At 65.1% G+C, this 24,863-nt stretch carries 18 protein-coding genes; 14 read left to right on the forward strand and 4 right to left on the reverse strand.

Features of this window, described 5'->3' with window-relative positions; all coding sequences use genetic code 11:
• Positions 1-9: 9 nt before the first annotated feature.
• Together E4S58_RS03300 and E4S58_RS03305 are read right to left on the reverse strand one after the other, a co-directional pair.
• The gene (locus E4S58_RS03300; protein WP_136634876.1) at positions 10-3,453 is read right to left on the reverse strand and encodes a pyruvate carboxylase; all 3,444 of its coding nucleotides are present in this window, start codon (positions 3,451-3,453) and stop codon (positions 10-12) included.
• 199 nt (positions 3,454-3,652) lie between these two features.
• On the reverse strand, positions 3,653-4,795 hold the full coding sequence (locus E4S58_RS03305) for an alpha-hydroxy acid oxidase (protein ID WP_136634877.1): 1,143 nt from the start codon (positions 4,793-4,795) through the stop codon (positions 3,653-3,655).
• An 87-nt stretch (positions 4,796-4,882) separates the two neighbouring features.
• Between E4S58_RS03305 and E4S58_RS03310 the strand changes: the two genes are divergently transcribed.
• Positions 4,883-5,278, forward strand: coding sequence for a hypothetical protein (locus E4S58_RS03310; protein ID WP_136634878.1), 396 nt, complete (start codon positions 4,883-4,885; stop codon positions 5,276-5,278).
• Between the two features lie 84 nt (positions 5,279-5,362).
• Positions 5,363-7,717 carry an ATP-dependent helicase gene (locus tag E4S58_RS03315; RefSeq protein WP_136634879.1) on the forward strand — a complete coding sequence of 785 codons (2,355 nt, stop codon included), beginning with the start codon at positions 5,363-5,365 and terminating at the stop codon, positions 7,715-7,717.
• A gap of 460 nt (positions 7,718-8,177) precedes the next feature.
• On the opposite strand, the gene E4S58_RS03320 is transcribed toward E4S58_RS03315, so the two are convergent.
• Positions 8,178-8,396, reverse strand: coding sequence for a DUF1127 domain-containing protein (locus E4S58_RS03320; protein ID WP_136635816.1), 219 nt, complete (start codon positions 8,394-8,396; stop codon positions 8,178-8,180).
• 303 nt (positions 8,397-8,699) lie between these two features.
• Between E4S58_RS03320 and E4S58_RS03325 the strand changes: the two genes are divergently transcribed.
• From E4S58_RS03325 to murD, 9 genes are all read left to right on the forward strand, one after another.
• Positions 8,700-9,770 (forward strand): Mrp/NBP35 family ATP-binding protein, encoded by a 1,071-nt coding sequence (locus E4S58_RS03325; RefSeq protein ID WP_420821268.1) that lies wholly within the window; start codon positions 8,700-8,702, stop codon positions 9,768-9,770.
• Positions 9,771-10,453: 683 nt separating this feature from the next.
• On the forward strand, positions 10,454-10,975 hold the full coding sequence (locus E4S58_RS03330) for a division/cell wall cluster transcriptional repressor MraZ (protein ID WP_136634880.1): 522 nt from the start codon (positions 10,454-10,456) through the stop codon (positions 10,973-10,975).
• Between the two features lie 3 nt (positions 10,976-10,978).
• Entirely contained in the window at positions 10,979-11,974 is a 996-nt protein-coding gene (rsmH, locus tag E4S58_RS03335; RefSeq protein ID WP_136634881.1) for a 16S rRNA (cytosine(1402)-N(4))-methyltransferase RsmH, read from the forward strand.
• The gene (gene ftsL / locus E4S58_RS03340) at positions 11,971-12,330 is read left to right on the forward strand and encodes a cell division protein FtsL (RefSeq protein WP_136634882.1); all 360 of its coding nucleotides are present in this window, start codon (positions 11,971-11,973) and stop codon (positions 12,328-12,330) included. Before rsmH ends, ftsL begins: the two co-directional genes overlap by 4 nt.
• Positions 12,327-14,120 (forward strand): peptidoglycan D,D-transpeptidase FtsI family protein, encoded by a 1,794-nt coding sequence (locus E4S58_RS03345; RefSeq protein ID WP_136634883.1) that lies wholly within the window; start codon positions 12,327-12,329, stop codon positions 14,118-14,120. The genes ftsL and E4S58_RS03345 overlap by 4 nt, the downstream gene beginning before the upstream one ends.
• A gap of 19 nt (positions 14,121-14,139) precedes the next feature.
• On the forward strand, positions 14,140-15,633 hold the full coding sequence (locus E4S58_RS03350; protein WP_136634884.1) for a UDP-N-acetylmuramoyl-L-alanyl-D-glutamate--2,6-diaminopimelate ligase: 1,494 nt from the start codon (positions 14,140-14,142) through the stop codon (positions 15,631-15,633).
• Entirely contained in the window at positions 15,630-17,060 is a 1,431-nt protein-coding gene (locus E4S58_RS03355; RefSeq protein WP_136634885.1) for a UDP-N-acetylmuramoyl-tripeptide--D-alanyl-D-alanine ligase, read from the forward strand. Before E4S58_RS03350 ends, E4S58_RS03355 begins: the two co-directional genes overlap by 4 nt.
• A gap of 24 nt (positions 17,061-17,084) precedes the next feature.
• On the forward strand, positions 17,085-18,167 hold the full coding sequence (gene mraY, locus E4S58_RS03360; protein WP_136634886.1) for a phospho-N-acetylmuramoyl-pentapeptide-transferase: 1,083 nt from the start codon (positions 17,085-17,087) through the stop codon (positions 18,165-18,167).
• 65 nt (positions 18,168-18,232) lie between these two features.
• Positions 18,233-19,639 carry a UDP-N-acetylmuramoyl-L-alanine--D-glutamate ligase gene (murD, locus tag E4S58_RS03365; RefSeq protein ID WP_136634887.1) on the forward strand — a complete coding sequence of 469 codons (1,407 nt, stop codon included), beginning with the start codon at positions 18,233-18,235 and terminating at the stop codon, positions 19,637-19,639.
• 160 nt (positions 19,640-19,799) lie between these two features.
• Here the strand turns inward: murD and E4S58_RS03370 are convergent, their stop codons facing one another.
• Entirely contained in the window at positions 19,800-20,969 is a 1,170-nt protein-coding gene (locus E4S58_RS03370) for a BaiN/RdsA family NAD(P)/FAD-dependent oxidoreductase (protein ID WP_136634888.1), read from the reverse strand.
• Between the two features lie 138 nt (positions 20,970-21,107).
• Here E4S58_RS03370 and E4S58_RS03375 point away from each other — a divergent pair, with 138 nt between their 5' ends.
• From E4S58_RS03375 to murC, 3 genes are read left to right on the forward strand one after another with little or no spacing between them, the layout of a single operon-like run.
• The gene (locus E4S58_RS03375; protein ID WP_136634889.1) at positions 21,108-22,274 is read left to right on the forward strand and encodes a peptidoglycan glycosyltransferase FtsW; all 1,167 of its coding nucleotides are present in this window, start codon (positions 21,108-21,110) and stop codon (positions 22,272-22,274) included.
• Positions 22,271-23,368, forward strand: coding sequence for an undecaprenyldiphospho-muramoylpentapeptide beta-N-acetylglucosaminyltransferase (gene murG, locus E4S58_RS03380; protein WP_205965350.1), 1,098 nt, complete (start codon positions 22,271-22,273; stop codon positions 23,366-23,368). The genes E4S58_RS03375 and murG overlap by 4 nt, the downstream gene beginning before the upstream one ends.
• Before the next feature lie 38 nt (positions 23,369-23,406).
• Positions 23,407-24,804 carry a UDP-N-acetylmuramate--L-alanine ligase gene (gene murC / locus E4S58_RS03385; protein ID WP_136634890.1) on the forward strand — a complete coding sequence of 466 codons (1,398 nt, stop codon included), beginning with the start codon at positions 23,407-23,409 and terminating at the stop codon, positions 24,802-24,804.
• The last annotated feature ends 59 nt before the right edge of the window (positions 24,805-24,863 follow it).

Genomic DNA, 24,863 nt, shown 5'->3' on the forward strand with positions numbered 1-24,863 from the left:
TCGGTCCTGCTATTCGAACTCGACCAGCAGGTCCTTCGCGTCGATCTGCGCGCCTGCGCCGACGTAGACGGCCTTGACCACCCCGTCGCGGTCCGCGTGCAGGCCGGTCTCCATCTTCATCGCCTCGATGGTCAACAGCAGGTCACCCTCCTTCACCTTCGCACCCGGCGACACCGCCAGCGTCGCCACCACGCCCGGCATGGGGGCGGCAACATGCGCCGGGTTCGTCGGATCGGCCTTGGGGGCCGCCGCCTTGGCCCCGGTCGCCTTGCGGTCCGGCACGCGCACCACGCGGGGCTGGCCGTTCAGTTCGAAGAACACCCGCACCTCGCCGTCATCCTGCGTCGGGCCGACCGTGACCAGCCGGATTTCCAGCGTCTTGCCCGGGTCGATCTCGGCGGTGATCTCTTCTTCGGGCTCCATGCCGTAGAAGAAGGTCAGCGTCGGAAGCGTGCGGACGGGGCCGTAAAGCTCGTGCCGCGTGGCGTAGTCGGTGAAGACCTTGGGATACATGAGGTATCCGTTCAGATCTTCATTATCGATGTCGACGCCGTTCAGCGCCGCGCTGGCCTCGGCCCGCTTTTCCTCAAGATCGGTGGCGGGCAGATGCGCGCCGGGGCGGTCGGTATTGGGGGCCTCGCCCTTCAGGACCTTCTTGACGATCGCGTCCGGGAACCCGCCCGGAGGCTGGCCGAGATTGCCGCGCATCATGTCGACGACCGAGTCCGGGAAGCTCACGTCCTTCTTCGGGTCCTCGACATCCGCACGGGTCAGGCCCTGGCTGACCATCATCAGCGCCATGTCCCCCACGACCTTGGACGACGGCGTGACCTTCACGATATCGCCGAACATCTGGTTCACGTCTGCATAGGCCTGCGCGACCTCGTGCCAGCGTTCCTCAAGCCCCAAAGACCGCGCCTGCGCCTTTAGGTTGGTGAACTGCCCGCCCGGCATCTCGTGCAGGTAGACCTCGGAGGCGGGGGCCTGCATGCCGGATTCAAACGCCGCGTACTGGCCGCGCACGGCCTCCCAATAGTTCGACACCTCGCGCACGGCGGCAATGTCGATGCTGCTTGCGCGGTCCGAGTGCTTCAGCGCCTCAAGCACCGATCCGAAGGTGGGCTGAGAGGTGTTGCCCGACAGCGCATCCATCGCGGCGTCGACACAATCCACGCCCGCCTGCGCGGCGGTCAGGATCGTCGCAATCGCCGCGCCCGAGGTGTCATGCGTGTGGAAGTGGATCGGCAGGTCGACCGCATCCTTCAGGGCCGGGAACAGGACGGCCGCCACCGGGGCGGTCATCACGCCCGCCATGTCCTTGATGCCCAGCACATGGGCGCCGGCCTTCTCCATCTCTTTCGCCATGTCGACGTAATACTTGATGTCGTACTTGGCGCGTGCCGGGTCCAGGGCGTCGCCGGTGTAGCAGATCGTGCCTTCGCAGATCTTGCCGCTGGCCTGCACCGCATCCATCGCGACGCGCATGTTTTCCACCCAGTTCAGGCTGTCGAACACGCGGAAGACATCCACGCCCGTCTCGGCCGCCTGGCGCACGAATTCCTGCACCACGTTGTCGGGATAGTTGGTATAGCCCACCCCGTTCGAGGCGCGCAGCAGCATCTGCGTCAGGATGTTCGGCATCTTTTCACGGATGTCGCGCAGCCGCTGCCAGGGGCATTCCTGCAGGAACCGATAGGCCACGTCGAAGGTCGCACCGCCCCAGCATTCGACCGAAAACAGCTGGCTCAGGTTGCTGGCATAGACCGGCGCGATCTTGACCATGTCGATCGATCGCATCCGCGTGGCCAGGAGCGATTGGTGCCCGTCGCGCATCGTGGTGTCGGTGAACAGAAGCTCCGTCTGGTCCTTCATCCACTTGGCGACTGCCTCTGGCCCCTTGTCGTCCAGCATCGTCCGCGTCCCGGCGGGGGGCTTGGCCTGCTGCAATTCGGGGATGCGCGGCGGCTTGAGGTCGGGGTGCGGCAGCGGACGGCCCTGCACCTCGGGATGCCCGTTCACGGTGATGTCGGCGATATAGGTCAGGACCTTCGTCCCCCGGTCGCGGCGCGGCTTGAAATCGAACAGCTCGGGCGTCGTGTCGATGAACTTTGTCGTGTACTGGTTCGACAGGAAGGTCGGGTGCTTCAGCAGGTTGATGACGAAGTCGATGTTCGTGCTGACGCCCCGGATACGGAATTCGCGCAGGGCCCGATCCATCCGGCGGATCGCAAGTTCGGGCGTCGGGGCCTTGGCGGTCACCTTGACCAGCAGCGAGTCGTAATACCGCGTGATCACGCCGCCCGCATAGGCCGTGCCACCGTCCAGGCGGATGCCCATGCCGGTGGCTGATCGATAGGCGCTGATCCGGCCGTAGTCGGGGATGAAATTGTTCGTGGGGTCTTCGGTGGTGATCCGGGTCTGCAAGGCGTGCCCGGTCAGCTTGACGTCGTATTGGCTGGCCTTGCCGGTGGCCTCGGCCAGCGCCTTGCCCTCGGCGATCATGATCTGCGCCTGCACGATGTCGATGCCGGTGACCTCTTCGGTCACGGTGTGTTCGACCTGCACGCGGGGGTTCACCTCGATGAAGTAGAACTTGCCCGTTTCCATATCCATCAGGAATTCGACGGTGCCCGCGCATTCATAATTCACATGGGCGCAGATCTTGCGGCCCAGTTCGCAGATCTCTTCGCGCTGCGCCTCGCTCAGATAGGGGGCCGGCGCACGTTCGACGACCTTCTGGTTTCGGCGCTGCACCGAACAGTCGCGTTCATAGAGGTGATAGATCGACCCGTGCTTGTCGCCGAGGATCTGCACCTCGACATGGCGCGCGCGGGTGATCATCTTTTCCAGATACCCCTCGCCATTGCCGAAGGCCGCTTCGGCCTCGCGGCGCCCCTCCAGCACCTTTTCCTTCAACTCCTTGGAGTTCGTCACGGGCCGCATGCCCCGCCCGCCGCCGCCCCAGGACGCCTTGAGCATCAGCGGATAGCCAATCTCCTCGGCCTCCCTGGTGATGGCGTCGAAATCGTCGCCCAGCACCTCGGTCGCGGGGATGACGGGCACGCCCGCCGCCACGGCGACCTTCCGCGCGCTGGCCTTGTCGCCAAGCGCGCGCATGGTTTCCGCCTTCGGGCCGATAAAGGTGATCCCAGCCGCGTCACAGGCATCCACGAAATCCGGGTTTTCCGACAGCAGGCCATAGCCCGGATGGATCGCATCGGCACCGGACATCTTGGCGACGCGGATGATCTCCTCGATCGACAGGTAGGCCGCGACCGGCCCCAGCCCTTCACCGATCTTGTAGGCCTCGTCCGCCTTGAAGCGGTGCAGGCCCAGCTTGTCCTCCTCGGCGTAGACCGCGACGGTTTTCTTACCAAGCTCGTTCGCCGCCCGCATGATGCGGATCGCGATTTCGCCTCGGTTGGCGATCAGGATTTTCTGGAAATCGGCCATGGGGTCTTCTCCATGAGAGGGACATTTCGCGAAGCAAACGACATGCCGCGCCGCAGCGCAAGGGGCGAATATGCAAACTGCAAACGGTTAAGGCTGCGGACTGCAAACCCAGCAAAGCCCTTGCCCCATAAGGCGAAGGAGGGTTTGCGCTAACCTTTGGTCAAGGGTGGTGTCGTAATTTTCCGGCGGGGGCGCGGACTTAACCGATGACCTGGTCCCACAGCCGATCGCGTACCTCGGCCGGGCGGGTGATCCCCATCTGGATCATGCCCGAGGTCATGTCTTCGGTCAGGATATGCGTCACATGCGCCGCGCCACGCGCGCCGAAAGCGGCGACGCCCCAGAGCCATGGCCGGCCAAGCATCACGAAATCCGCCCCCAGGGCGATCGCCCGCAGCACGTCGAGCCCGGAGGTCACCGTGCCGTCGAAGATCACGGGGAAATCCGGGCCAAGCGCCTTGCGGACAAGGGGCAGGGCGGCGGCCGATCCCGGGGCGCCGTCGAACTGGCGCCCACCATGGTTCGACACCCAGATCGCATCGAAGCCGAGATCCCGCAGCATCACCGCATCCGACGGCACCAGCACGCCCTTGGCGATGATCGGCCCGTCCCAAAGCTCTCTCAACCGTTTGAACAGCGCGAGGTCCGGTGCGGCATGCGGCGCAAGCCCGACGTGCCGCGCCGGTTCATGCGGCGAGGCATATTTGGCCAGCCCGCGCACCGACGGCACACCGGCCCGTGCGACCGCCATCGACCAATGCGGCCGCAGGACCGATTGCAGGAACAGCCGCGGCGTAATCCGGGGCGGGGTCTGCAACCCGCCACGCCGCTGCCGTTCCCGCCGCGACGGACCGGGGACATCGACCGTGAGGACAAGCGTATGGAACCCGGCCGCCTTGGCGCGGGACAGCAGATCCTCGCAATGATCCATGTCGCGCGGTGGATAAAGCTGGAACCAGCCCTGATCGCCGACATGCGGCGCGAGATCCTCGACCGAGGCCGCAGCGACCGTCGACAGGCCAAACGGCAGCCCCTGCGCCACGCAATGCTGCGCCAGCGTGATTTCGGCCCCTGGCCAGAACAGGCCCGTCATGCCAACCGGCGACACCCCCCAGGGGCGCGTATAGGTCCGGCCCATCAGCGTGGTCGTCAGATCCGGTTCGGTCCGTCCCTTGAGAACGGCTGGCGCCAGAACCACCGCATCCAGCGCCTCTCGGGATCGGCGGATGGCCGAATCTTCGCCCGTTCCGCTCTCAAGGTATTCCCAGGCGAAATGGGGCAGGCGGCGTTTCGCGCGGGCGCGCAGGTCGGGCAGGGTCGGGTGCGAAAGGTCTAGGTCCATGGCCGGGTGACACTGTCCCCGGTCGCAGGGATTGGCAATAGCGTGAAACACCGTTCCTTTCACCACCGGGCGTGTTAACTTCCGTTAATGCCCGGAGAAACCCACCTTGCCGCGATCCTCTGCTCGCTCCTCCTGAACGGAGAGGCCGAGGTGCGCCACGACTATACTGTCGGGGACAAGGTGCGTCATATCCGCGTCGACTGCGAGACCGCGACGCACGTCTACGAGGTTGGATTTGACGGCAAGCGATCCTCCTTTGATTCTCTGCATCAGGCGGTCTTTGCTGCCGAACTGACCGGCAAGCTGCCTGCGATCGTGATCATCGACACCGACGGGCGGGTTGAGCCCGTCGAATACCAGGTGCGCACCGTCGCCAGGGCGGCGGGCGTAAGCTTTCTGACAACGGACAAGGATTTCCTGATCCGGTGGCAGATGACGGCGCCGTTCCGGCGGGATCAGCGCCCGCCGCTGTTCGGATACTGACCCGCAAAACTCTAACAGAAGTCCTGTGAACAAGTCGTGAACACACTCTTCCGTTTCGCTGCCTGACGCGCTATCTTTGCGCGCATGAGCAGCTATGACGAACAGGACGCCTTTGAGGGCGCCTCCCTCTCCGCCCGCGCCATGGCTGCGCGGCCGACGCCCTATCTGGACGACCTGAACCCCGCACAACGTGAGGCGGTCGAGGCGCTGGACGGCCCCGTGCTGATGCTTGCGGGCGCGGGAACCGGCAAGACCAAGGCCCTGACGTCGCGGATCGTGCATCTTCTAAACACCGGGCGGGCGCAACCGAACGAGATCCTGTCGGTCACCTTCACCAACAAGGCCGCGAAGGAAATGAAGACCCGCGTCGGCCGGATGCTGGGGCAGGCGATCGAGGGGATGCCCTGGCTGGGCACCTTCCATGCCATCTGCGTCAAGCTCTTGCGCCGCCACGCCGAACTGGTCGGGCTGAAGTCGAACTTCACCATTCTCGACACGGACGACCAGATCCGGCTGCTGAAACAGCTGATCCAGGCCAACAACATCGACGAAAAGCGATGGCCCGCGCGGCAGCTGGCCGGAATCATCGACCACTGGAAGAACCGCGCCTGGACGCCCGCCAAGGTGCCCTCGGCCGAGGCCTCGGCCTTCAACAATCGCGGCACCGAGCTTTACGACCAGTACCAGCGCCGCCTGCTGGAATTGAACGCGACCGATTTCGGCGATCTGCTTCTGCATATCGTGACGATCTTTCAGACCCATGAAGACGTGCTGGCGCAGTATCAGCGCTGGTTCAAATACATCCTCGTCGACGAATACCAGGATACCAACGTCGCCCAGTACCTCTGGCTGCGGCTGCTGGCGGGCGGGCACAAGAACATCTGCTGCGTCGGGGACGACGACCAGTCGATCTATGGCTGGCGCGGCGCCGAGGTCGGCAACATCCTGCGGTTCGAAAAGGATTTTCCCGGCGCCAAGGTCGTCCGGCTGGAACAGAACTACCGCTCGACCGAACATATCCTCGCCGCCGCCGGGGGCGTCATCCGCGGCAACGAGGGGCGCTTGGGCAAGGAGCTTTGGACAGAAGCGCAGGGCGGCGAAAAGGTCCGCCTGATTGGCCATTGGGACGGCGAGGAAGAGGCGCGCTGGATCGGGGAAGAGATCGAATCCATGCAGTCCGGCACGCGGGGCATGGCCCCGATGTCCTTGGATAACATGGCGATTCTAGTCCGCGCGTCCCACCAGATGCGCGCCTTCGAGGACCGGTTCCTGACCATCGGTCTGCCCTACCGCGTCATTGGCGGCCCGCGCTTCTATGAACGGCTCGAGATCCGTGATGCCATGGCCTATTTCCGGCTGGTGGTCTCTCCGTCCGATGATCTGGCGTTCGAGAGGATCGTGAACACGCCAAAGCGCGGGCTGGGCGACAAGGCGCAGCAGAAGATCCAGCTTTGCGCGCGCGAAAACGGCGTGCCCCTGGTCGACGGGGCGCGCATCCTGCTGAACGAGGGCGGGATCACCGGCAAGGGTGCCGGACAACTGCGCGCGCTGGTCGACAACCTGGAACGTTGGGGCCGTATGACGGGCCACGCGGATCTCAGCCACGTCGAACTGGCCGGGATGGTGCTGGACGAATCCGGCTATACCGAGATGTGGCAGAACGACAAGACGCCAGAAGCGCCCGGTCGGCTCGAGAACTTGAAGGAACTCGTCAAAGCTCTTGAGAACTTTGAAAACCTTCAGGGGTTCCTCGAACACGTCTCTCTCATCATGGACAATGAATCCGACGACCATGGTGCGAAAGTGTCAATCATGACACTCCACGCGGCCAAGGGGTTGGAGTTTCCTGCGGTCTTCCTGCCCGGGTGGGAAGACGGGCTTTTCCCCTCGCAACGCTCCATGGACGAGTCGGGCCTGAAGGGGCTGGAGGAAGAGCGTCGGCTGGCTTACGTCGGCATCACCCGCGCAGAAGAGCTTTGCACGATCTCCTTCGCCGGCAACCGTCGCGTCTTTGGTCAATGGCAAAGCCAGCTGCCCTCGCGCTTCATCGATGAACTTCCCCCCGAACATGTCGAGGTGCTGACGCCCCCAGGCCTCTATGGTGGCGGTTTCGGCGCGGCGGCCGGACAGCCGCAGGTCGAATCCCAGATCGACAAGCGCGTGTCCGAAGCGAATGTCTACAACTCGCCCGGCTGGAAACGCATGCAGGCCCGCGCGAACCAGCGCCCGGTCAGCCAGCCACGCGAAACCCGCGCCCAGGTCATCGACGCGCAGGCGATCAGCGCCTACACGATCGGCGACCGGGTGTTTCACCAGAAGTTCGGCTATGGCGCGGTGACGGGGATCGAAGGCGACAAGCTGGACATCGATTTCGAAAAGGCAGGCCCGAAAAAGGTCGTGGCAAAGTTCGTGATGGCCAGCGACGATATCCCATTTTGAACTGACCGGTCCGACCCGGCCCCTTTGGTCCGGATATCTTCTTCTGGTCAAAAATACCTTCAGGTGAATTGAGCCGCAGGCTCAAGAGGGGCGAAGCCCCTGACGGCGGCTGATCCACACAGGCGTCCGCGGGCCCGTCGTCTTGCCAATGCAGCCCCCAAAAAAAGAAAACCGCGACGCCAGGGAGGAGGAGAGGCGCCGCGGTTCCATTTCACGATGACCCAGGGAGGAGGAGAGGGCCACCGATGCTGTTGTGCAGTGTCCGGCGACCCCAGGGAGGAGGAGAGGGGCCGCCGGTCTTGCTATCACCGACCCAGGGAGGAGGAGAGGGCCGGTGCATTCTGTGCGGAGCGTCTTACCCGGCTCCGGGGATTAGTGCGGCGACATCAGGGAGGAGGAGAGATGCCGCCGCTGTTTTCGACCGGCCCAGGGAGGAGGAGAGGGCCGTCCGAACTCTGAATTACATGCTCCGGTAGGCTTCTTCGTAAGCCAGGGAGCGGATCATCGACCGGTGCAGGCCCAGGTCGCGCAGTTCCCGATCCGACAGGCCGGACAGTTCGTCCAGGCACTTGCGGTAGGTCGTGTACTTTGCGTAACGCTCGGACAGACCGGTCAGCAGGCGCGTGAAGAAGCCACCGGTGTGGACTGCTGCGCTGCGGGTTTCGATCATCGTTGCCATATCTTCGTACCTTTCGTCTTCGCTGCTGTATTTGCGTCTGCAGCGATCTGTTGACTTGAATGTACCTTTTTTCTGCATCTGCACAATGGAGGATGCTGCAACGCAGCTATGCGGCAGATGCATGATTAAGGGAGGGAATTAAGATATTGAAAGATATTGATAATATACAAAGCGCCCATTTGGTGTGCAAAATAATTGTCTCTGACAACCATGTTGACGTCACGTCCCGTCAGGATGTTGCACGGCTGGCACTTCGGCCGGATGGACGTTAGACAGGCCCGGAAATGGCCCGGAGGACAGGTTTTGCTATCCAAGGACACGGTTTTTGCTGCGTTGCAGCGTATCTCTCTGCCGGATGGCGGGGATCTTGTCGCGAACGACATGATCCGCGCGCTGTCGGTCGACGGGGGCAAGGTGAAGTTCGTGATCGAGGCGCCCTCGGCCGAGATCGCGCGGCAGATGTCGGGCATCGTGCGCGCGGCAGAAGGTGTGGTGCGTGACCTGCCCGGGGTTGAAGATGTCAGTGTCGTATTGACGGCCCATGACGCGGCGCCCAAGCCCAAACAGCCGCCGCAGTTGAAGGTCGGCGGTCATCCGACGCCCCAGACGGGGCCGATGCGTCCGGCGGGGGTGGCCCGCATTCTCGCCATCGCCTCGGGCAAGGGGGGCGTGGGCAAGTCGACCGTGTCCTCGAACCTGGCCGTGGCGCTGGCGAAGCAGGGGCGGCGGGTCGGCCTTCTGGATGCAGATATATATGGTCCGTCACAGCCGCGGATGATGGGCGCCTCGGGGCGTCCTGCCTCGCCCGATGGCAAGACGATCGAACCGCTGCACGCGCATGGCGTCACGCTCATGTCGATCGGCTTCATGGTGGACGAGGCCAAGGCGGTGGTCTGGCGCGGGCCGATGCTGATGGGCGCGCTGCAGCAGATGCTGGGGCAGGTCGCCTGGGGAGAGCTGGACGTCCTGCTGGTCGACCTTCCGCCGGGCACGGGCGACGTGCAGCTGACGCTTTGTCAAAAAAGCGAGCTTTCGGGCGCGCTGGTGGTCTCGACGCCGCAGGACGTGGCATTGATCGACGCGCGCAAGGCGATCGACATGTTCGCGACGCTCAAGACGCCTGTGCTGGGCCTGATCGAGAACATGTCTTCTTTCACATGTCCGACCTGCGGCACCGAACACCATATATTCGGTCATGGCGGCGTGGCGGCTGAAGCCGAGAAGATGGGCGTGCCGCTTCTGGCGCAATTGCCGATCGATCTTGAGACCCGCCTGTCCGGCGACGCCGGAACCCCGGTGGCGGCCGGGGACGGGCCAATGGCCGAGTCCTACGCGCGTCTTGCCGAAGGGCTGATCCGAGGCGGCCTCGCCTGACCGGCACCTGAGGCGCGGCGGAGCACTGTTCCGGGAAATCGTGGGATGGATGGGATTGCATGGGCAATCCATGGGGCGGCCCGGGCAGGGGCCGCCTTTTCTTTGGCCGCCGCCATGGTGACGGGCGAAGAATCCTTGGCGATTCGAGCCTTTTTTGCGGGAAATGCCGGGAAATCGGACCGCGCGGACCCCGCCAAAGTCGCTTTTTCTTGCGGTGCGTAACTTTTCTTTGGATTTCATGGGATGGTTGGGCGAAGCCTGTCCGGGGCCTATATATGGTGTTCGATCGCGATTCTGTGACGATATGGGCCATATTTTGCCGATTGTTGGGTGTGGTTGCCCTTGACAAGCCCTGTGGATAACCCTGTCGTTAACCCTTTTTAAGCGAAATTGTTGTTGCGTCCCATGATCCCCCATGGCATCCATATCTCACAAGATGAGACGGGAAACGGGGCATCAAGACCCCATAAAAAAATCCCTAGGCAGTGATCATACAGGCACCCGCTTTCATCAAACCAAGAGATCCGGCGCGCGGGCGAGCAGACATCCCCCCAGGTGGCGCGCGCAGTCGGACATACCCGGAAACGGGACGAGGGCGGCGGATAGGGCAGTGGCAGCAGCTCCTATCCGCCGTTTCCGTTTCAGGGCCTTAGAAAATTCAAACGGGGGACGGGACGAGGAACGTGGGCTACACGCAGCGGTTCCAGGGCAGCGAAGACATGAAGGTGGACAGCAAGTTCCGCCTGTCGATCCCGTCCGACTTCCGCCGTGTCCTCGAAAGCCAGGATCCCGACTGGAAACCCGGTGAACAACCCCGCCTCGTGCTTCTGACCTCCGGCCGCCTTGACGGCTACGTCGAGGGCTATTCCATTGAAACGATTGCCGAAGTTCAGGACGCCTTGGCGCGCAAGCCCAAGGCCGACCCGAAGTTCAAGGCGCTGCGCGCCCACTATATCCATTCCGCGGTGCAGGTGACGGTCGACGAAACCGGCCGCATTGTCGTGCCCGCCAAGGTCCGTGACCGGCTGGGCCTGGGCAAGGATGAATATGTCACCTTCGTTGGTGACCTGAAGACCTTCCAGCTTTGGAAGCGTGTCGATCTTGAGGCCGAGGCCGCCCAGTACGAGGACGACCTGGGCGAAGACTTCGATCCCGATGCCGAGATGGATGCCCTGATGTTCGGCGACACCGAAGGGGCGGAGTAGGCCATGGTGGACAGCGCCCAGACCCCGGACGCGCCCCATATCCCGGTCCTGCTGCGCCCGCTTCTCAGGCTTGTCGCGCCGGTCTCCGGCACCTGGCTGGATGGCACTTTCGGCGCGGGCGGCTATGCCAGGGGCCTGCTGGCCGAAGGGGCGGATCGGGTCATCGGCGTCGATCAGGATCCGCTGGCGCTCGAGATGGCGGAAAGCTGGATCGGCGATTTCCAGGGCCGGCTTGAGCTGCGGCAGGGCAACTTCGCCAACCTCGACGACATCGCGGGTGAACCGCTCGACGGTATCGTGCTCGATCTCGGCGTAAGCTCCATGCAGCTGGATCTGGCCGAGCGCGGATTTTCCTTCATGAAGGACGGCCCGCTGGACATGCGCATGTCGCAGGCGGGGCCGTCGGCGGCCGATCTGGTCAACGGCATGGACGAGGGCGATCTGGCCGACGTCATCTTTCTGTATGGCGAAGAACGCGCCAGCCGCCGTATCGCCCGCGCGATCGTCCGCAACCGCGCCGAGGCCCCGATTGAGGGCACGCTGCGCCTCGCCAATATCGTCGAAGGCTGCCTGCCGCGTGCCAAGCCCGGCCAGTCCCACCCCGCGACCCGCACCTTCCAGGCGCTGCGCATCGCGGTGAACGACGAATACGGCGCGCTGGCCGAAGGGCTCATGGCCGCCGAACGCGCGCTGAAACCCGGTGGCCAGCTGGCCGTCGTCACCTTCCATTCGGTCGAGGACCGCATGGTCAAACGGTTCATCCAGATGCGCTCTGGCGGGGGCGGGCGGGCCAACCGCTATGCGCCCGAGATGCCTGAAGACGCCCCGCGTTTCACGCCCGTCACCAAGAAGGCCGTCGGTCCCGATGACGACGAACTTGCCGTGAATCCGCGCGCCCGGTCCGCCCGGCTGCGGATCGCGCGGCGCACCGAAGCCCCGGCCGAAGCCATTGATCGCAAGGCCCTGGGGATGCCTGTATTTCAGGGGAAACTGCCATGAAACCGCTGCTTTACATCCTGTCTTTCGCGCTGCTGATCGGCCTTGGCTTCTGGGCCTACGAGGAAAACTACCAGACCAAGCAGATCGTCAACGAAGCCGAGCACATGCAGAACCAGATCGCCCAGGCCCGGGCACGTCTGGGCGTTCTCAAGGCTGAATGGGCCTATCTGAACCGCCCCGACCGGCTTCGTGAACTGGCCGAGCTGAACTTTGATCCGCTGGCGCTTCTGCCGATCACGCCGGATCAGTTCGGGCGCATGGACCAGGTGGAATACCCGGTCGTCACCGTGCCCGAGGTTGATCTGAACAACCCCGTTGATGTCTCGACCCTCTCCATGCCGGAGGCCACCGAATGACCGACACCCCGCTTCGCATCCCGCTTCGTCCGCTGGCCCGAATCCTCGAGGCTCGCGAAAAGGGCGAAAACCCCGACGCGATCGAACGCGAGAACCTGCGCCTGAGGCACGAGGAAATGCGCGACCGCGCCCGCGTGCGGGCCGAGGGTCGGATCCTGGTGCTTGGGGCGGTCTTTGCGCTGGCCTTCATGACCATCGGGGTCAAGATGTGGATGGTGGCGGAATCCGAACCCGCCGAACCGCGCACCTCCTATGCCGGGATGGGTATCGTCGCGCAGCGGGGCGACATCGTCGACCGGCAGGGCAGGGTGCTGGCCACAAACCTCGACACCTTCTCTCTTTATGCGCATCCGCACCAGATGGTCGAACCGCGTCGCGCCGCCGAAGAGCTTGCTGCGATTTTCCCCGACCTCGACCGCGAGCGTCTGATCAAGGATTTCACCGGATCGCGCCGCTTTGTCTGGATCCGTCGCAAGATCAGCCCCGAACAGCGTCAGGCCGTGCACGACATCGGCGAACCGGGCCTGCTGTTCGGCCCGCGCGAGATGCGGCTTTATCCGAACGGCGCCATCGCGGCCCATATCCTGGGCGGCGCGGGCTATGGCGAAGAAGGCGTTGCGGCGGCCGAGATCAAGGGCACCGCGGGCATCGAACGCGCCTTCAATGACTACCTCACCGATCCCGCCAACGGCGGCCGTCCACTGCAGCTGTCGCTGGACCTGACCGTGCAGGCTGCCGCCGAAGAAGTGCTTTACGGCGGCATGCGCCTGATGAACGCCAAGGGCGCAACCTCGATCCTCATGGACGCCCATACCGGAGAGATCATTTCCCTGGTCTCGCTGCCCGACTTCGATCCGAACGACCGGCCCAACCCGCCGACCGAAGGTCACCCCGACGACAGCCCGCTGTTCAACCGTGCGGTGCAGGGGGTTTACGAGCTTGGCTCGACTTTCAAGATCTTCACGGCCGCCCAGGCGCTGGACATGGGCATCGCCAACCCCAAGACCATGGTCGACATCCGGGGGCCGATCCGTTGGGGCCGCCACACGATCAAGGACTTCCACTGGTACGGCAAGGAACTGTCGGTGGAAGAGATCATCATCAAGTCGTCGAACATCGGCACCGCGCGTCTGGCCGAACAGATCGGGATCGAACGCCAGAAACAATTCCTCGCGGATCTGGGGCTGTTCGAACCCACCCCGGTCGAACTCTCCGAAGCCCCCAGTGGCGCGCCGCTGATCCAGAAGAACTGGTCCGAACTGACCACCATGACGGTGTCCTTCGGTCACGGCATGTCGATCAGCCCGCTGCATCTGGCATCCGCCTATGCCACCATCGCAAACGACGGCCGTCGCGTCCGCCCGACATTGTTGCGCCAGGATACGCCGCAGGTCGGCCCGCAGGTGATGTCGGCCGCTGCCGCACGTCAGGCGCAGACCATGCTGCGGCAGGTCGTAACCGAAGGCACGGCCTCTTTCGCGGATATCGATTTCTATTCGATTTCGGGCAAGACCGGCACCGCCGACAAGCCCAAGCCGACCGGCGGCTACTACAAGGACAAGACGATTTCGACCTTCGCCTCAATGTTCCCGGCGCATGATCCGCAATACGTGCTGATCGTGACCCTGGATGAGGCCGTCGAGACCTCGGGCAAGGATCCCCGCCGCACCGCCGGCTGGACCGCCACGCCCGTCGCCGCCGAATTGATCACCCGCATCGGTCCCCTGCTTGGCCTCCGCCCCGAGATTGCACCTGTCCCCCTCGCTGATATAACGCTGACATCCAACTAAGCCGGAAAGGCGACAGGCGATGGCAGCAGAAGCTTCCCAGACGCAGACACTCGGACAGCTGGGCCTTTCCGCGCAGGGCGGACGGGACGCCGTGGTGACCGGCATCGCGGTCGACAGCCGCGAGGTCGAGGACGGCTATCTGTTCGCGGCCATGCCCGGCACGCGGATGCACGGGGGCGAATTCATCCAGTACGCGCTGCGTCAGGGGGCCTCGGCCGTGCTGACCGACGCCGAAGGTGCGCGGATCGCCGCCGACGTTCTGGCCGACAGCGACGCCGCCGTGGTGATCGCCGAAGACCCCCGGCAGGCCCTGGCCTATACCGCCGCGCTGTGGTTCCAGCGCCAGCCCCCCACCATGGCCGCCGTCACTGGCACCAACGGCAAGACCTCGGTGTCGACCTTCCTGCGCCAGATCTGGATGCTGGTCGGGCGCGAGGCCGTGAACCTTGGCACCACCGGGGTCGAAGGCAGCTATTCCGCGCCACTGATGCACACGACACCCGAACCCATCACCCTGCACCGGATGCTGGCCGAACTGGCGGACGCGGGCATCACCCATGCCGCGATGGAGGCCTCGTCCCACGGGCTGCGCCAGCGGCGGCTGGATGGCGTGGTGCTGAAGGTCGGCGGGTTCACCAACCTCACGCAGGACCACCTCGATTATCACAAGGATTTCGAGGACTATTTTCACGCCAAGGCGGGCCTTTTCACCCGTGTCCTGCCCCCCGACGCCGCCGCCGTGATCAACATCGACGGGCTGCGCGGCGAAGACATGGCCGATATCGCCGCCGACCGCGGGCTGGATGTCCTGACCGTCGGATCGTCGGCCGAGGCCGAGATCCAGATCCTGGGCCGCCGCTTCGATGCCGACAGCCAGACGATCCGCTTTTCCTTTGACGGCGAAATTCATCAGGCCACGCTGAACCTGATCGGCGGCTTTCAGGCCGAGAACGTGCTTGTTGCGGCCGGCATGGCGATCCTGTCGGGCGAAGACCCGGACGAGGTCTTTGCCGTCCTTCCCGCGCTGACCACCGTGCATGGCCGGATGGAGCTGGCCGCGCGCCGCGCCAATGGGGCGGCGGTCTTTGTCGATTATGCCCATACGCCCGATGCCGTGGCCACGGCGCTCAAGGCGCTGCGGCCGCATGTCATGGGGCGGCTGATTGCCGTGATCGGGGCAGGGGGCGACCGGGATCGGACCAAGCGTCCGCTGATGGGCGAAGCCGCTGCAACGAACGCCGACGTTGTCTTCGTGACCGACGACAACCCGCGCAGCGAAGATCCCGCCGCGATCCGGCAGGCCGTCCTGATGGGCTGCCCCGAGGCGACCGAGGTCGCCGACCGGGCCGAGGCGATCCTGCGGGCGGTCGATTCACTGGGTCCGGGCGATGCGCTGTTGATTGCCGGAAAGGGACATGAAACGGGTCAGATTGTCGGGGATACCACCTATCCCTTTGACGATTCCGAACAAGCCAGCGTTGCCGTGTCCGCGCTGGACGGACGGCTGCCATGACGCTGTGGACGGCGGCAGAGGCCGCGCAGGCAACCGGTGGCAAGACCTCGGGGAACTGGCAGGCAACGGGCGTGTCGATCGACACCCGTACCCTGCAGCCCGGCGATCTGTTCGTGGCCCTGTCGGCCGCGCGCGATGGCCATGATTTCGTGGCGCAGGCGCTTGAAAAAGGGGCGGCCGCCGCCCTTGTCACCCGTGTGCCTGATGGTGTCGCCTCGGACGCGCCGCTGCTGATCGTGCCCGACGTGCTGCGCGGGCTCGAGGCGCTTGGCCGGGCCGCGCGTGCCCGCATGACCGGCAAGGTCGTCGCTGTCACCGGGTCGGTCGGCAAGACCTCGACCAAGGAGATGCTGCGCGCGGTCATCGGCGACCAGCGCAGGGTCCACGCGGCCGAGGCCTCCTATAACAACCACTGGGGCGTGCCGCTGACGCTGGCCCGGATGCCGCGCGAGACCGAGGTCGCCGTGATCGAGATCGGCATGAACCACCCCGGTGAGATCGCGCCGCTGGCCAATCTGGCCCGGCCGCATGTCGCCATGATCACGACCGTCGGCACCGCGCATCTGGAAGCCTTCGACGACATCAGCGGGATCGCGCGGGAAAAGGCCAGCATCTTCAGTGGCCTGATGCCCAAAGGTCATGCGGTTATCAACGGCGATCTCGACACCACCCCGATCCTAATCGACGCCGCCCGCGCCGCCCATGCCACCATTCTGACCTTCGGCGAAAACCCCGCCAACCACCACCGCCTGATGACGGTCGAAATCGTCGACGACACCACCGTCGCACTGGCCCGGATCTGGCGCGCCAAGGCGATGTTCAAGGTTGCGGCCGCCGGGCGCCATTACGCGCAGAACGCGCTTGGCGTGTTGGCCGTGGTGCAGGCGCTCAAGCTGGATCGGGCGCTGGCCTGCGCCAGCCTTGGCCATTGGGCGCCGCCCGCCGGACGGGGCATGCGCGAACGCCTGTTGCTGGACACCGTGGACGATCGCCTGTCGTTCGAACTGATCGACGATGCCTTCAACGCGAACCCGGTGTCGATGGCCGCCTCGCTCGAGGTGATCGCCGCCGCGCGCACCGAAAACAACCTGGGCCGTCATGCAAAGGGCCGCCGCATCGCGGTGCTGGGCGAGATGCTGGAGCTCGGCCCCGACGAGATCGCGATGCACGCGCGGCTGGCCGATCTGCCGTCTGTCGCCAAGCTGGATCTCGTGCACTGCGTCGGCACCCGGATGAAGGCGCTGTATGATGCGCTGCCGCCCGAAAAGCGCGGGCGGTATGCCGATGCCGCGGAAGAGCTGGCCCGCGCGGCCAGTCGGCTGGTCGACGCCGGCGATGTCGTGCTGGTCAAGGGATCCAAGGGGTCCAAGGTCAGTCTGGTTGTTGACGCGATGCGCAAACTGGGGCATCCCGCGCCGGACAATTGAGGCAGACCCCAAGGAGGACGCGAGATGTTGTATTGGTTAACAGCGCTCTCTGACGGCGGAGACGTCTTCAACCTGTTCCGCTACATCACCTTCCGCGCCGGCGGCGCCTTCATGACGGCGCTGATCTTCGGATTCATCTTCGGCCGCCCGCTGATCAACGTGCTGCGCCGCCGTCAGGGCAAGGGCCAGCCGATCCGCAACGACGGCCCCGAGGGGCATTTCGTCAAGGCCGGCACGCCGACCATGGGCGGGCTCTTGATCGTGGGCGCACTGGTGACCTCGACCCTGCTCTGGGCGCGGCTCGACAACGGCTATGTCTGGATCGTGCTCTTCGTGACGCTGGCCTTCGGCCTGATCGGCTTTGCCGACGACTATGCCAAGGTGTCGAAACAGAACACCAAGGGCGTGCCGGGGCGCGTGCGGCTGCTGCTGGGCTTCGCCATTGCCTTCGTCGCCTCCTACTGGGCGTCGATGCTGCACCCCGAGGAGCTTCAGTTCCGCCTGGCCCTGCCGGTGTTCAAGGACGTGCTCTGGAACATGAGCTATTTCTTCCTGCCCTTCGCCATGTTCGTGATCGTCGGCGCGGCCAACGCCGTGAACCTGACCGACGGGCTGGACGGGCTGGCGATCATGCCGTCGATGATCGCGGCCGGGGCGCTTGGCATCATCGCCTACACCGTTGGTCGCGTTGACTTTTCCGAATATCTGGATGTGCACTACGTCCCCGGCACCGGGGAAATCCTGATCTTCGTCGCGGGCCTGATCGGCGGTGGCCTGGGCTTTCTGTGGTACAACGCCCCGCCCGCCGCCGTCTTCATGGGCGACACCGGATCGCTGGCGCTTGGCGGCGCGATCGGGGCGATCGGCGTGGCCACCAAGCACGAGATCGTTCTGGGCATCGTCGGCGGCATCTTCGTGGTCGAGGCGTTGTCGGTGATCATCCAGGTCGCCTACTTCAAGCGCACCGGCAAGCGCGTCTTCCTGATGGCGCCGATCCACCACCACTACGAAAAGAAGGGCTGGGCCGAGCCGACCATCGTCATCCGGTTCTGGATCATTTCGCTGATCCTGGCCCTCGTCGGTCTGGCAACGCTGAAACTGCGGTAGGGAGCGGGGGCTGTGCGCCCCCACACCCCCCAGAGTATTTTGGGCAAGATGAAGGGGATGCGGGCATGATCCCGGTGCGCGGTGTGGAAGGGCAGAAGATTGCGGTGCTGGGGCTGGGGCGGTCCGGCCTGATTGCCGCACGGGCGCTGCGGGCCGGCGGCGCGGAGCCGATCTGCTGGGACGACAACCCCGCCGCCCGCGACAAGGCCGAGGCCGAGGGGTTCCTCACCGCCGATCTCTCCAAGCCTGCCGGGATGGAGGGCGTGGCCGCCCTGATCGTCAGCCCCGGCATCCCGCATCTTTACCCCGATCCCAATCCGGTGATCCGGCTGGCCTGGGACCAGGGCGTGCCGGTCGACAATGACATCGGGCTTTTCTTCCGCTCGCTCGGTGGTGCGGACTGGGACGATTTCGACAGCCAGCCCAAGGTCGTGGCGGTCACCGGGTCGAACGGGAAATCGACGACCTCGGCCCTGATCCACCATATCTGCGTCACCGCCGGGCGATCGGCGCAACTGGCCGGCAATATCGGGCGTGGCGTGCTGGACATCGATCCGCCCGAAGATGGCGGCGTCGTGGTGTTGGAACTGTCGTCCTACCAGACCGACCTGGCGCGGGCGCTGACGCCGGATGTGGCCATATTCACGAACCTTTCGCCGGATCACCTTGACCGGCATGCGGGCCTGGGCGGCTATTTCGCGGCCAAGCGTCGGCTGTTTGCCGAAGGCGGACCGGACCGCGCCGTGATTGGCGTGGACGAGGACGAGGGGCTGTATCTGGCCAACCAGCTGTCCGAAGGGGCGGTGGATGATCGGGTGATCCGTGTGTCGTCCGGGCGCAAGCTGGCAGGGCCGGGTTGGCTGGTCTATGCGCGCAAGGGCTTCCTGACCGAATGGCGCAAGGGCAAGCAGGTCGGCGCGATCGATCTGCGGGGCATCACCGGTCTGCCCGGTGCCCACAACCACCAGAATGCCTGCGCTGCCTATGCCGCATGTCGCGCGCTCGGGCTGGCGCCGCGCGTGATCGAAGCCGCCTTCCACAGCTTTGCAGGCCTGCCGCACCGGAGCCAGACCGTGGCCGAACATCATGGTGTCCGTTTCGTAAATGACAGTAAGGCGACGAATGTGGATGCTGCCGCAAAGGCCCTTGGCGCCTTTGAAAACATCCGGTGGATCTGCGGCGGGCTTGAGAAGGAGGGGGGGCTGGATGACCTGCTGCCTGCCACCGGCTCCGTGCGCCGGGCCTATGTCATCGGGCGTGAGGCCGCGCAATTTGCCGTAAAGCTGCGGGGGGTCGACGCAGAGGTCTGCACCGACATGGCCACCGCCGTCGCACGCGCTGCCGAGGATGCCGAGGCGGGGGATACGGTCCTTCTGGCTCCGGCTGCAGCATCATTTGACCAGTACGACAGCTTTGAGCGGCGTGGAGAGGATTTCGTGGCCCGGGTAAACGCATTGATCGCCGAAGGGTAGCTCAAGTTTCCTTATCCTGCTGCGACCAATTGCTGGGCGTTGGTTCGAATACTGACGCAAAGATTCCCATTTTGAGTCAATTTGACGAATAAGCGGGCCAAAAGGCCCGGCGCCGGGGTGGTCGCATGAGTAACGCCATGCAAGCCGCTGAGAACGAAGACTAAACCGCGCGGATCGCCCGCGCTGCTGCCATGGCCGACGCCCAGGCCCACTGGAAGTTGTAGCCGCCCAACCAGCCCGTCACGTCGACACATTCGCCGATGAAATAGAGGCCCGGCTGCGCCTTGGCTTCCATCGTCTTGCTCGACAGCGCATCGGTGGATACGCCGCCAAGCGTAACCTCGGCGGTGCGGTAGCCTTCGGTGCCGCCCGGCACGACCTGCCAGTGGTGCAACCGATCGGCGACCTCTCGCAGGACCGCGTCGGACATGTCGGCCAGGTTGCCGGTCAGCCCCGTTTCCTCGACCAGTGCGTCGGCCAGGCGGGCCGGGATCAGCGCGGACAGGGCACGGGCCAGGCCGCGGCGGCCGGCCTCGGACCGGGCCGCGCGCAGGGCGTCGAAGGCCGACGCAGCAGGGAGCAGGTCGATGCGCACGGCCTCTCCCTCGCGCCAGTAGGAGCTGACCTGCAGCATCGACGGACCCGACAACCCCCGGTGCGTGAAAAGCAGCGCCTCGGCGAATTCGGGGCCGGTCTGGGCGCCTGCGTTGACGAGCAAGGCCACGCCGGCCAGTGGCGCAAATCGCCCCTCGGGGAAGGTGAAGGGTACAAGACCCGCGCGCGTCTCGACCAGATCCAGCCCGAATTGCCGTGCGATATCATAGGCCAGGCCCGTCGCGCCCATCTTGGGGATCGACTTGCCGCCGGTGGCCACGACCAGCGATCGCGCCGTCACCACGCCCGAGGACAGGGCCACGCGATAACCGCCCGGCACCGCCTCCACGCCCGCGACCGACGTGGAGAGCCGAAGCTCGGCCCCCGCATCCGCGACCATGCCCGTCAGCATCGACACGATCTGCATGGCGCTGTCGTCGCAAAAAAGCTGCCCAAGCGTTTTCTCATGCCAGGCAATGCCATGGTCCGACACCAGCGACACGAAATCCCAAGGGCCATAGCCCGCCAGGGCGGATTTGACGAAGTGCCTGTTCTGCGACAGGAAATTGCCTGGCTCACAGCCCGTGTTGGTAAAGTTGCACCGCCCGCCGCCGGAAATCCGGATCTTTTCCCCGGCCTTCTTCGCATGATCCACGATCAGCACCCGCCCGCCGCAATGCGCGGCGCACATCAGGCCGGCCGCCCCGGCGCCAAGGATGATCGTGTCAAACTCCATCCCCCGCCCATGCCGCAAACCGGCAGCCAGCGCAACGCGGGCGGCGTGCATTCAGACTGGCCAGAGCGGCAAAAATTGGCTAAACTATGGCATCAGACCCCGAAAAACGGGGCGGACAGAGGCAGAAGGCAGTGTCCAATGACAGAGATGGTGTATGGCGCGCTCCCCGTCCCGGACGGAGAGCCGATCCTTCCCAAGTGGTGGCGGACGATCGATCGTTGGTCACTCTTCACGATCATTATCCTTTTTGCGATCGGCCTGCTTCTGGGGCTTGCGGCTTCTCCGCCGCTGGCTGAGCGCAACGGCTATCCGCCCTTCCACTACGTGACGCGGCAGGCCTTTTTCGGCACGCTGGCGATGATCGCGATGATCGTGACCTCGATCATGACGCCGCAATCGGTGCGCCGCCTGTCGGTGCTGGGGTTCATGGTGGCCTTCGCCGCCATCGCCCTGCTGCCGGTCTTCGGCACCGACTTCGGCAAGGGCGCGACGCGGTGGTATTCGCTCGGGTTCGCGTCGCTCCAGCCGTCGGAATTCCTCAAACCCGTCTTCATGGTCGTCACCGCCTGGCTGCTGGCGGCCGCGCAGGACCTGAACGGGCCTCCGGGGCGGCTCTGGTCCTTCATGTTGATGACGATCATCGTCGGCTTTCTGGCCGCGCAGCCAGACTTCGGACAGGCCAGCCTGGTGCTGTTTGGCTGGGGCGTGATGTATTTCGTCGCCGGTGCGTCGCTGAAGCTGCTGCTGGCCATGGCCGGGGGCGTCGTGATCTTCGGCGTCATGGCCTACAACAGCTCGGAACACTTCGCGCGGCGGATCGACGGCTTCCTGACCTCGGAAATCGACCCGACCACGCAGATCGGCTATGCCACGAACGCCATCCGCGAAGGCGGTCTGTTCGGCGTCGGCGTCGGCCAGGGCGAGGTCAAGATGTCGCTGCCCGATGCGCACACCGACTTCATCATCGCCGTCGCGGCCGAGGAATACGGCCTTGTCCTCGTCGCGGTCATCATCCTGCTGTACCTGAGCCTTGTGCTTCGCTCCCTGCTGCGGCTGACGCGCGAACGCGATCCCTTTGTCCGCCTGGCGGGCGTGGGGCTGGCCGCGACATTCGGCGTGCAGGCGATGATCAACCTTGGTGTTGCGGTGCGTCTGCTGCCCTCGAAGGGGATGACGCTGCCCTTCATTTCCTACGGCGGGTCGTCAGTCATCGCCTCGGGAATCGCCGTCGGCATGCTGCTGGCGCTGACCCGCAGCCGTCCGCAGGGCGAGATCACCGACCTTCTGTCAGGACGAAGCCGATGAACCTGTCTGCACCGCTGCTGATCATCGCGGCGGGCGGCACCGGGGGGCACATGTTCCCCGCGCAGGCCCTGGCGGAAACCATGCTGGCCCGGGGCTGGCGGGTCAAACTTTCGACCGATGCGCGCGGCGCGCGCTATACCGGCGGCTTCCCCCCGGGCGTCGAGATCGAGGTGCTGTCCTCGGCTACCTTCGCGCGCGGCGGCCTGGCGGCCAAGGCCATGGTGCCGTTCCGGATCATCGGTGGCGTGATCGGGGCCGTGTGGAAGATGCTGCGCGACAAGCCCAGTGTGGTCGTCGGGTTCGGTGGCTATCCCGCGATCCCGGCGATGGCGGCGGCAACCATCCTACGACGCCCGCGGATGATCCATGAACAGAACGGCGTGCTGGGCCGGGTGAACCAGATCTTTGCCAAGCGCGTCGATGCGGTGGCCTGCGGCACCTGGCCCACGACCCTGCCCGAGGGCGTCGAGGCCGTGCACACCGGCAACCCCGTCCGCGCTGCGGTGCATGACCGGGCGGGCGCCGGGTACATTCCGCCGGGCGATTACCCGATGTCGATCCTCGTCATCGGCGGATCGCAGGGCGCGCGGATCCTGTCCGATGTCGTGCCACCCGCCATTGCCGCCCTGCCGCCCGAACGTCTGCGGCACATCCGTGTCAGCCATCAGGCGCGTGACGAGGACCAGGAGCGCGTGGCCGCGTACTATGCCGAAAACGGCATCGACGCGGATGTCGAACCCTTCTTCCACGATGTGCCGACCCGGCTCAGTGAGGCACAGCTGGTGATCAGCCGGGCAGGGGCTTCGACCGTGGCGGACCTGACCGTGATCGGCCGTCCGTCGATCCTTGTGCCGCTGGCCGCCGCGATCCGCGACGAACAGACCGCCAATGCGCGCGGGCTGGTGAATGCCGACGCCGCGATCCTCGTGCCCGAGAAGCACTTCGAGGCGCAGACTCTCGCCGAACAGATCGACAGCATCTTGTCGAACCCGCAGGCGGCAGAGCATATGGCGCGCGCGGCCCTGTCGGTCGGACGTCCCGATGCGGCGGTCGCGCTGGCCGAGATGGTGGAAACCCTCGCCGCCAAGGGGTAAAGGGCGCCATCCGGCGACCGTGAACAAAGGACAGTACCGTGAACGCAGCGACCAAACTCCCCGGAGACGTGGGCCCCATCCATTTCGTCGGCATCGGCGGCATCGGCATGTCGGGCATCGCCGAGGTGCTGCTGAACCACGGCTATACCGTTCAGGGGTCCGACCTGAAGACCTCGAAGATCACCGACCGGCTGGCCGGGCTGGGCGCGACGATCTTCGAAGGCCAGCGGGCCGAGAACCTTGAAAATGCGCAGGTTGTCGTGATCTCGTCCGCGATCAAGCCGGGCAACCCGGAACTGGACGAGGCCCGCCGCCGTGGCCTTCCTGTCGTCCGCCGGGCCGAGATGCTGGCCGAGCTGATGCGCCTGAAATCCAACATTGCCGTCGCCGGAACCCACGGCAAGACGACGACCACCACCATGGTCGCGACGCTGCTGGATGCGGGGCAGGTCGACCCGACCGTGATCAACGGCGGCATCATCCACGCCTATGGCTCGAACGCCCGCGTGGGTCTGGGCGAATGGATGGTGGTCGAGGCGGATGAATCCGACGGCACCTTCAACCGCCTTCCCGCAACCATCGCCATCGTCACGAACATCGATCCCGAACACATGGATCACTGGGGCGACTTCGACACGCTGCGAAAGGGCTTCCTGGATTTCGTGTCGAATATCCCCTTCTACGGTCTCGCCATCTGCTGCACCGATCATCCCGAAGTGCAGGCGCTGGTCGGCAAGATCACCGACCGCCGCGTCGTCACCTATGGTTTCAACGCCCAGGCCGACATCCGCGCCGCCAACCTGAGCTACAAGGCCGGCGTCGCGCATTTCGACATCCTGCTGCAGGCCGAAGGCGACAGGATCGACGGCTGCACCCTGCCGATGCCCGGCGATCACAACGTGTCGAACGCGCTATCGGCAGTCGCCGTCGCGCGTCATCTGGGCATGAAGAAGGACGAGATCCGCACCGCTCTGGCGAACTTCGGAGGCGTCAACCGCCGCTTCACCAAGGTGGGCGAGGTGAACGGCGTCACGGTGATCGACGACTACGGCCACCACCCTGTGGAAATCGCCGCCGTGCTCAAGGCCGCGCGGCAGGCGACCGAGGGCCGGGTGATCGCCGTGCACCAGCCGCACCGCTATTCGCGCCTGCACACCCTGTTCGACGACTTCTGCGCCTGTTTCAACGACGCCGATGTCGTCGCCATTGCCGAGGTCTATGCCGCAGGCGAAGATCCGATCCCCGGGGCGTCGCGCGATGATCTGGTCGCCGGTCTGATCCGTCACGGCCATCGCCACGCCCGTGCCATCACCTCGGAAGACGATCTTGTCGCACTGGTGAAGGAACAGGCGCAGGAGGGCGACATGGTCGTCTGTCTCGGCGCTGGTACGATTTCCGCCTGGGCGAACAACCTGCCGACGCGACTGGCCAACTAGCGGCCTAGCGTGGGGTGGACAGGCGTCCACCCCTGCGATCCCGGTGTTGCAAAATCGAC

This window comes from Pseudooceanicola onchidii (assembly GCF_004959925.1).
Taxonomy (GTDB): domain Bacteria; phylum Pseudomonadota; class Alphaproteobacteria; order Rhodobacterales; family Rhodobacteraceae; genus Pseudooceanicola; species Pseudooceanicola onchidii.

Bases quoted from the DNA above. Each gene is read 5' to 3' on its own strand.
- murD (WP_136634887.1), top strand. From the start codon at position 18,233: ATGATCCCGGTGCGCGGTGTGGAAGGGCAGAAGATTGCGGTGCTGGGG.
- E4S58_RS03320 (WP_136635816.1), bottom strand. From the start codon at position 8,396: ATGGCAACGATGATCGAAACCCGCAGCGCAGCAGTCCACACCGGTGGC.
- E4S58_RS03350 (WP_136634884.1), top strand. From the start codon at position 14,140: ATGGCAGCAGAAGCTTCCCAGACGCAGACACTCGGACAGCTGGGCCTT.
- rsmH (WP_136634881.1), top strand. From the start codon at position 10,979: ATGGTGGACAGCGCCCAGACCCCGGACGCGCCCCATATCCCGGTCCTG.
- E4S58_RS03315 (WP_136634879.1), top strand. From the start codon at position 5,363: ATGAGCAGCTATGACGAACAGGACGCCTTTGAGGGCGCCTCCCTCTCC.
- E4S58_RS03375 (WP_136634889.1), top strand. From the start codon at position 21,108: ATGACAGAGATGGTGTATGGCGCGCTCCCCGTCCCGGACGGAGAGCCG.
- ftsL (WP_136634882.1), top strand. From the start codon at position 11,971: ATGAAACCGCTGCTTTACATCCTGTCTTTCGCGCTGCTGATCGGCCTT.
- E4S58_RS03305 (WP_136634877.1), bottom strand. From the start codon at position 4,795: ATGGACCTAGACCTTTCGCACCCGACCCTGCCCGACCTGCGCGCCCGC.
- E4S58_RS03370 (WP_136634888.1), bottom strand. From the start codon at position 20,969: ATGGAGTTTGACACGATCATCCTTGGCGCCGGGGCGGCCGGCCTGATG.
- E4S58_RS03345 (WP_136634883.1), top strand. From the start codon at position 12,327: ATGACCGACACCCCGCTTCGCATCCCGCTTCGTCCGCTGGCCCGAATC.
- mraY (WP_136634886.1), top strand. From the start codon at position 17,085: ATGTTGTATTGGTTAACAGCGCTCTCTGACGGCGGAGACGTCTTCAAC.
- E4S58_RS03300 (WP_136634876.1), bottom strand. From the start codon at position 3,453: ATGGCCGATTTCCAGAAAATCCTGATCGCCAACCGAGGCGAAATCGCG.
- E4S58_RS03355 (WP_136634885.1), top strand. From the start codon at position 15,630: ATGACGCTGTGGACGGCGGCAGAGGCCGCGCAGGCAACCGGTGGCAAG.
- murG (WP_205965350.1), top strand. From the start codon at position 22,271: ATGAACCTGTCTGCACCGCTGCTGATCATCGCGGCGGGCGGCACCGGG.
- E4S58_RS03310 (WP_136634878.1), top strand. From the start codon at position 4,883: ATGCCCGGAGAAACCCACCTTGCCGCGATCCTCTGCTCGCTCCTCCTG.